Origin of the sequence: Mycobacterium sp., from assembly GCF_040398885.1 — a bacterium.
Lineage (GTDB): Bacteria > Actinomycetota > Actinomycetes > Mycobacteriales > Mycobacteriaceae > Mycobacterium.
On the sequence record NZ_JBBATF010000076.1, the window covers coordinates 8,422 to 14,360 of the forward strand.

7 protein-coding genes and 2 pseudogenes are annotated in these 5,939 nt (G+C 68.6%); 7 read left to right on the plus strand and 2 right to left on the minus strand.

Annotated elements, in window-relative coordinates:
* The 3 genes and pseudogenes from ADBZ5U_RS08905 to ADBZ5U_RS08915 form a co-directional block, all read left to right on the plus strand.
* Window positions 1-739, plus strand: a pseudogene (locus ADBZ5U_RS08905) (hypothetical protein); the annotation flags it as partial.
* Window positions 736-1,704, plus strand: a complete 969-nt coding sequence (locus tag ADBZ5U_RS08910; protein WP_526264517.1) for a hypothetical protein — start codon at window positions 736-738, stop codon at window positions 1,702-1,704. The pseudogene ADBZ5U_RS08905 and the gene ADBZ5U_RS08910, both read left to right, overlap by 4 nt.
* A 9-nt stretch (window positions 1,705-1,713) precedes the next feature.
* Complete coding sequence (locus ADBZ5U_RS08915) at window positions 1,714-2,253, plus strand: hypothetical protein (RefSeq protein WP_526264519.1); 540 nt, start codon at window positions 1,714-1,716, stop codon at window positions 2,251-2,253.
* Window positions 2,254-2,260: 7 nt separating this feature from the next.
* Here the strand turns inward: ADBZ5U_RS08915 and ADBZ5U_RS08920 are convergent, their stop codons facing one another.
* Window positions 2,261-3,142, minus strand: a complete 882-nt coding sequence (locus tag ADBZ5U_RS08920; protein ID WP_526264529.1) for a CE1 family esterase — start codon at window positions 3,140-3,142, stop codon at window positions 2,261-2,263.
* A 182-nt stretch (window positions 3,143-3,324) separates the two neighbouring features.
* On the opposite strand from ADBZ5U_RS08920, the gene ADBZ5U_RS08925 reads away from it, so the two are divergent.
* The 3 genes from ADBZ5U_RS08925 to ADBZ5U_RS08935 are packed head-to-tail and all read left to right on the plus strand — an operon-like array spanning window position 3,325 to window position 4,666.
* Window positions 3,325-3,762, plus strand: a complete 438-nt coding sequence (locus tag ADBZ5U_RS08925; RefSeq protein WP_526264521.1) for an Hsp20/alpha crystallin family protein — start codon at window positions 3,325-3,327, stop codon at window positions 3,760-3,762.
* Between the two features lie 27 nt (window positions 3,763-3,789).
* Complete coding sequence (locus ADBZ5U_RS08930) at window positions 3,790-4,227, plus strand: CBS domain-containing protein (protein WP_526264523.1); 438 nt, start codon at window positions 3,790-3,792, stop codon at window positions 4,225-4,227.
* 13 nt (window positions 4,228-4,240) lie between these two features.
* The gene (locus ADBZ5U_RS08935) at window positions 4,241-4,666 is read left to right on the plus strand and encodes a DUF2267 domain-containing protein (RefSeq protein ID WP_526264525.1); all 426 of its coding nucleotides are present in this window, start codon (window positions 4,241-4,243) and stop codon (window positions 4,664-4,666) included.
* Here the strand turns inward: ADBZ5U_RS08935 and ADBZ5U_RS08940 are convergent.
* The gene (locus ADBZ5U_RS08940) at window positions 4,663-5,466 is read right to left on the minus strand and encodes an alpha/beta fold hydrolase (protein ID WP_526264527.1); all 804 of its coding nucleotides are present in this window, start codon (window positions 5,464-5,466) and stop codon (window positions 4,663-4,665) included. The genes ADBZ5U_RS08935 and ADBZ5U_RS08940 overlap by 4 nt on opposite strands.
* Before the next feature lie 137 nt (window positions 5,467-5,603).
* Between ADBZ5U_RS08940 and ADBZ5U_RS08945 the strand changes: the two are divergent.
* Window positions 5,604-5,939 (plus strand): annotated as a pseudogene (locus ADBZ5U_RS08945) (hypothetical protein); the annotation flags it as partial.

Below are 5,939 nucleotides of genomic sequence, written 5' to 3' on the forward strand. Positions count from 1 at the left end.
GCCCTCTCGGGCCGGCCGGAACCCGGGGCGTCCGGCCGCGGGCGTGGCGCCGGCGCCGAGCGCAGCGGCGCCGACGGCCGACGTTCCGGTGCCGCCCGCTGCGGCGACGGTGGCGACGGTGCTGCCCGCGAGGGCGATACCCGCGGTCGCTGCGGCGCCTGCCGCGGCGGCCAGGACGTCCGCGGCTCCCGCCGCACCGGCCGCCGCCTCGCTGATGTCGCTGTTGGGCTGCGACCCGCGGGGACGGCTGATCACCATCTACAAAGGGACCCATTTCGCCATCCCGAACAGCTTCGGTTACTTCATCAAGCAGGTCACCGGCACCGGAACGTTCACCTCCGACACGGTCTATGACCTCGAAGACGAAGACCAGTACGACTGGAACAAATTCACCGGCATCGCCTTCACCCCGCTGGAACCCGATCGCAACTCGGTGATGGTCGGCTGGCGGTACAACCTGACCACCCGGGAGTTCGAGATCGCGCCGTTCTATAACGTCGACAAGAAGCGCATCCTGCCCGACGAGCAGACCGAGGTGATCTCGGTGCCCGCCGGCGAGACGTTCGACTACTTCGTCGACTACCAGGGTGTGACGATCAGCTACGGCGGCAAGACGGTGTACAAGCCCTACCCGCAGGGCCTGACACCCAATGTCTGGACCGCCTCCCGGGTCAGCGGCTGGTTCGGCGGCAACGAAGTCGCCCCGCGGACCGTGTCCTATTACCTGAAGCTTCAGTGACCCGGCTCAGCGGCCTGGCGGTGGCGTTCGGCATCGGTGCGGCGGTCGCCCTCGCGTGCGCCGGCGAGGCGTCGGCCTCCCCGGACGACCCGGGGAACGGGCGTGGACGCCATACCGCCTCCGCCGCCGGATCGGAGGATCACGGTTCCCGCGCCGGATCGGCGCGCCGGACCCGGGAGGGCGAAGCCCCGGCGCCGGACCGCGGCGAGAGACGGAAGTCGTTCTCGCCCAACGCCGATAGCGCTGCGGACCCCGCCCGCCCGAAGCCGGCCGCCACGGTGCGGACGGCACGCCGGGCCCCGGTTGCGGCGGCTGTCGACCCGGCCCCGGTGGCCCGGGAGGCCCGGGAGGCCCCAGCCGCCGACGTCCCGAAGGCAGTCACACCGCCGTTGGTCACACCACCGGCCGCACCTCCGCCGACGGCGGCCGCGCAGACCCAACCGGTGCAGCCGACCCTGTTCGATCCCCGCGGCCACCTCGTGACCATTTACAAGGGAACGCATTTCGCGATTCCCAACCCGTGGGCGATATGGGTCCGCAAAGTCTCCGGCGACGCGACGTTCACCGCGGACTCCCGCTACGACCTCGAGGACGAAGACCAGTATGACTGGAACAAACTCGCCGGCATCACCTTCACGCCGTGGCGGCCCGAGCGCGACGCCGGCATGGTCGTCTGGCGGTACAACCTGCAGAACCAGATGTATGAAGTCGGGCCGTTCTTCGACGTGGACTTCGCCTACGTCTTTCCCACCGACGACGAGATCATCTCCATCCCGGCCGGGGCGACGTTCGACTATGCGGTCGACTACGACGGGATCACCGTCAGTTACGGCGACCGAAGCGTCCACAAGCCGTTGCCACAGGATCTGAGGCCGAACTTCTGGACCAGCGCCCGGGTCACCGGTTGGTTCGGCGGCAGCGAGGTCGCGCCGCGGACCGTCTCCTACTACCTGCACATGAGATAGGGGCGCGCGGTGAAGAGACCCGTCCTGGCCGGTCTGCTCCTGGCGTCGGTGGCGGCGCTGATCCTGTTGGTCGCCGTGATGCGGACCGCGGTGCACCGGAACGCCGAGCCACCGGCGGCGGTCAAGAACATCACCGTCAGCATCGACGGCCGGAATTTCGACCTCAGGGACGGGGTCGCCGAGAAGCAGTCCGCCGCCGGTTCGGCGACCAGGGACACCGCCCGCGTCGTCGGCGAACCGGTCATCGCCGACGCCACCGGCAACGGCGCCCGCGACGCGGCCCTGCTGATCGCGAACGATCCGGGCGGCAGTGGCACCTTCTACTACGCGGTGCTGGCGGTCGACCACGACGGCGCCTACCACGCGACGAACGCGATCCCGTTGGGCGACCGCATCGTCCCGCGGGGAGTCGACTTCGCCGACGGCCACTTCGTCTACCGGTTCCTGGAACGCAAGCCCGACGAACCGATGGCGGCCCCGCCCACCGCCGAAAGGACCGTGGTGATCACCCTCGACCCGGCGACCGGCCGGATCACCCCCGGTTCCTGAACCGGACTCAGCGCCCCTGCGCGGCGAAGAACTGCGCGCTGGCCCCCGAGGCGTCCACCGCGATACTGGTGGGGCCCACCACGTCGGCCGGCAGCGAGAACAGCCCGGCCGGCCAGGTGTGGCCGCCGCCGTTGATCCGGACCAGCACCACCTCGGTCCGGTCGGCACAGCCGATGGCCGACAACTCCTGGATCTCGCCGGTGGCCGCCGGATCGCCCACCAGTGGTCCCGGGCAACGATTGATCTCCCGCCACCGCTCAGCCAGCGCCGGGGCGGAGACGATGGTGCTGGCGCCGCCGCGGCCGACCATGGGGCCGCCCTCATAGGGGACCACGGGGTCGGCGGTGCCGTGCACCGCCATCACCGAGACAGGCCGCGACGGCGCGCACGGCAGGCCCGCAGCGAGCGTCCCGGCGACCGGGGCGATGGCGGTGACCAGATCTGCACGCTGGCAGACCAGCCGGTTGGCCATGAACGCGCCCGCCGACATCCCGGTGACGAACACCCGGCCCGGGGGGATCCGGAAGTCGCGGGACAGTTTCTCGATCAGAGAGGCCAGGAAGCCGACGTCGTCGACGCCCTGACGGTCCGGCAGCGACGCGCCGCGGCCGTCCGCCCAGGAGGCATCGGTGCCGTCGGGGTAGGCGACCACGAAGCCGTACTGATCGGCGACCCTGTCGTACCCGGTCACCGCGGCCTGCTGACCGCCGTTCATCCCGGCGCCGTGCAGATTGATCACCAGGCCGGTCGGCTGGCCCGGCGGGACGTGCAGGACATAGGTCCGCTGCAGCCCCCCGAAGCTGAGCATGCCGGGCGGCTCGGCGGAAGCCGGCGCGCCGGCCAGTCCGGCGAGGACCACCGCGGCCAGCGGGGCCATCAGTCGCGTCATCACGCCCCGTAGTTTGCCATTCCGGCCTGACCCGCCCAGCGGGCCGGGTCCCCCGGCGGGGGAATCCGGTGTTCCATCGCAAAGGGATCCGGCGATCTATTGCAGCGGACGGGGAAATCCCGAAACGTGACCGGTGGGAACCGACTGCGGATCCATCAGTTCATCATCTACGGAGGAACGCCATGAACAACCTTCCCCAACACCGGCCAGTGCGGTCCTGGCTCAGCGAGTTGTCCGACACCTTCACCGGCCTGCCCTCCTGGGTGGGTATGCGCCCACTGCTGGCCGAGGCCAACCTGATCCGACTGGAGGAGGAGGTCAAGGACGGCCACTACCTGGTGCGTGCCGAGATACCCGGCATCGACCCCGCCAAAGACGTCGACATCACGGTGCGCGACAACCAGATGACCATCAAAGCCGACCGCTCGGAGAAGAAGGAGACCCGCGGGCACTCGGAGTTCTCCTACGGATCGTTCATGCGCACCATCACGCTTCCTTCCGGCGCCGACGCCGAGGAGATCAAGGCCACCTACGACAAGGGCATCCTGACCGTCGACGTGGCCCTGCCCAAAGAGGTCGCGCCCGCGGTCAAGCACGTCGCCGTGCAGGTCGCGAACTGAAGCCCCGGAACCAGAGGAGGAGTCACCATGACCACTGCGAGTGACATCATGCACGCCAAGGCCGTCTGCGTCGGCGCGCACGAGACACTGACCACGGCAGCCAAGCGGATGCGCGAGCTCGGGGTGGGTGCGTTGCCGATATGCGGCGACGACGACCGCCTGCACGGCATGCTCACCGATCGCGACATCGTCATCAAATGTGTTGCCGCGGGGCAGGATCCGGACACGGTCGGCGCCGGCAAGTTGGCCCAGGAGGTCACCTATCACGTCGATTCCGATGCCACCGTCGAGCAGATGCTGAACATCATGGAGGAACACCAGGTCCGGCGGTTGCCGGTCATCGACAAGGACCACCGGCTGGTGGGAATCGTCAGCGAGGCCGACATCGCCCGGCACCTTCCTGAGCATGCGGTGGCGCATTTCGTCAAGGCGATCTGCGCTCAGCAAGCCATCCCCAGTCACTGACGAGGGGGTGGCGATGCCAGCGCATGCAACGGTGTCGGCGGTCGAGCACGCGAGCCAGGTCGCTTATTTCTGGGTCGTCGACGTGGCCGACGAATTCGGCACCGACGACACGGAATTCGCCTACGCGGTGCTGCGGGCGTGGCTGCACACCCTGCGTGACCGGATGGGCGTGGAGGCGGCCGCGCACTTCTCGGCGCAACTGCCCGACCTGCTGCGGGGGGTGTTCTACGCCGGCTGGGATCCGGTCGCGGTCCCGATGAAGTACGACGCCGAGGGCTACCGTCAGCGATTCGCCAGGGAAGCCACCATCGCCGTGCAGGATGTGCCCAAAGCCGCGGAGAAGACCACCGCGGCGGTGAGCCGACACCTTCCCGGGTCCCAGATGGACAAGGCCCTCGGCCAACTGCCCGAAGACGTCCGGCGGTTGCTGCGGCCTTAGCCGTCCTGCTCGATGAACTCGATCAGCACCTGGGCCACCTCGGGGGAGAAGAGCAGCGCGAGGTGCCCCAGGCCTTCGATGGCGACGTCGTTGCCGCCCCGGGCCCCCAGTTCGCTGGTCGCCTGCGGGTGAACGACGTTGTCGTGGGTGGAGTAGACGCTCAGTGTCGGTGCGACCACCGCGCGTTCGCGACGCTCGCTGTGGAACTCGCCCTCACGGAGTTGCGCGGCCACCTTGCCCAGCAGCGGTCCGCGCCACTTCACCCCGGCGTGCGGGGTGCCGATCGTGATGCAGTGCGCCACCCGTTCCATGCCGCCGGGGGAGTGTGAATACTCCAGGCAGACCAGGCCGCCCAGGGAGTGCGCCACCAGGTTCACCCGGTCCGCCCCGTTCTCGGCACAGACGCGTTCGACGAAACGACCCAGGCGCGGGACGTTGTTGTCGACGGAGTCGAACCACGGGTAGTTGAATCCGTACAACGGCCCCTTGGATGCTTTGCGGAATTGCCCTGCCAACCAACGGAAGTCGGCGCGATTCTGAAAATATCCATGGACGAAGATGACCGGGACGTCGTCACCGTTGCCCAAACGCCGGCCGATGAAGAAGTACAGCGGGATCAGCGGCTGGGTGGTCATTACGTAGTACAACTCCTGCAGCATCGCCTTGACCTGATCCTGGCCCGGTCGGCGTTCGACGTACCGTGCCATGAGTGCGAAGGTGCCGAAGAGGTACACCACGGCCGGCAGGAGCAGGAGGACGACCACGACGAGGACGAGTAGTTCGGTAGACCTGAGCGACACGGCAGGAAGTGTAACGCGGCCGTTGTTGTGAGCCGCCGCACAACCAACCCGGCCACGGTAGCCGAAGCAGTCGCCCGTAAATTCGGCAGTCGGCACCATAGTCACCGCAACTGATCGCTCTCGGGGAAGGCGCGCATATGTTCGCTCAGCAGACGACGGACACCGTCGAGGCCGTCGACCCCGCCGTCGCAAAGGCCGCCTGCCCGGCGGTGTTCATCGCCGCTGGCGCCGGGATCACCGCACTGCTGCCGGTGGCCGCGGAACAGGCTGCGGCACACCCGGAGACGCCGATCATGGTCATCCACGCGTTCCCCGGCGCCGACGAACCGCCGCCGGCGGGCGAACTCGAAGCGCTTGCCGACGGTGGCGCCGACGTTCACGTCTCAGCCGAGATCACCCCGGCACTTCTGCATGAGCTGATGCCGCACACTCCGTTCAACGTGTACCTGGGCGGGCCGGCCGAATTCACCGAC

Bases quoted from the DNA above. Each gene is read 5' to 3' on its own strand.
- ADBZ5U_RS08930 (WP_526264523.1), top strand. From the start codon at position 3,790: ATGACCACTGCGAGTGACATCATGCACGCCAAGGCCGTCTGCGTCGGC.
- ADBZ5U_RS08925 (WP_526264521.1), top strand. From the start codon at position 3,325: ATGAACAACCTTCCCCAACACCGGCCAGTGCGGTCCTGGCTCAGCGAG.
- ADBZ5U_RS08920 (WP_526264529.1), bottom strand. From the start codon at position 3,142: ATGACGCGACTGATGGCCCCGCTGGCCGCGGTGGTCCTCGCCGGACTG.
- ADBZ5U_RS08935 (WP_526264525.1), top strand. From the start codon at position 4,241: ATGCCAGCGCATGCAACGGTGTCGGCGGTCGAGCACGCGAGCCAGGTC.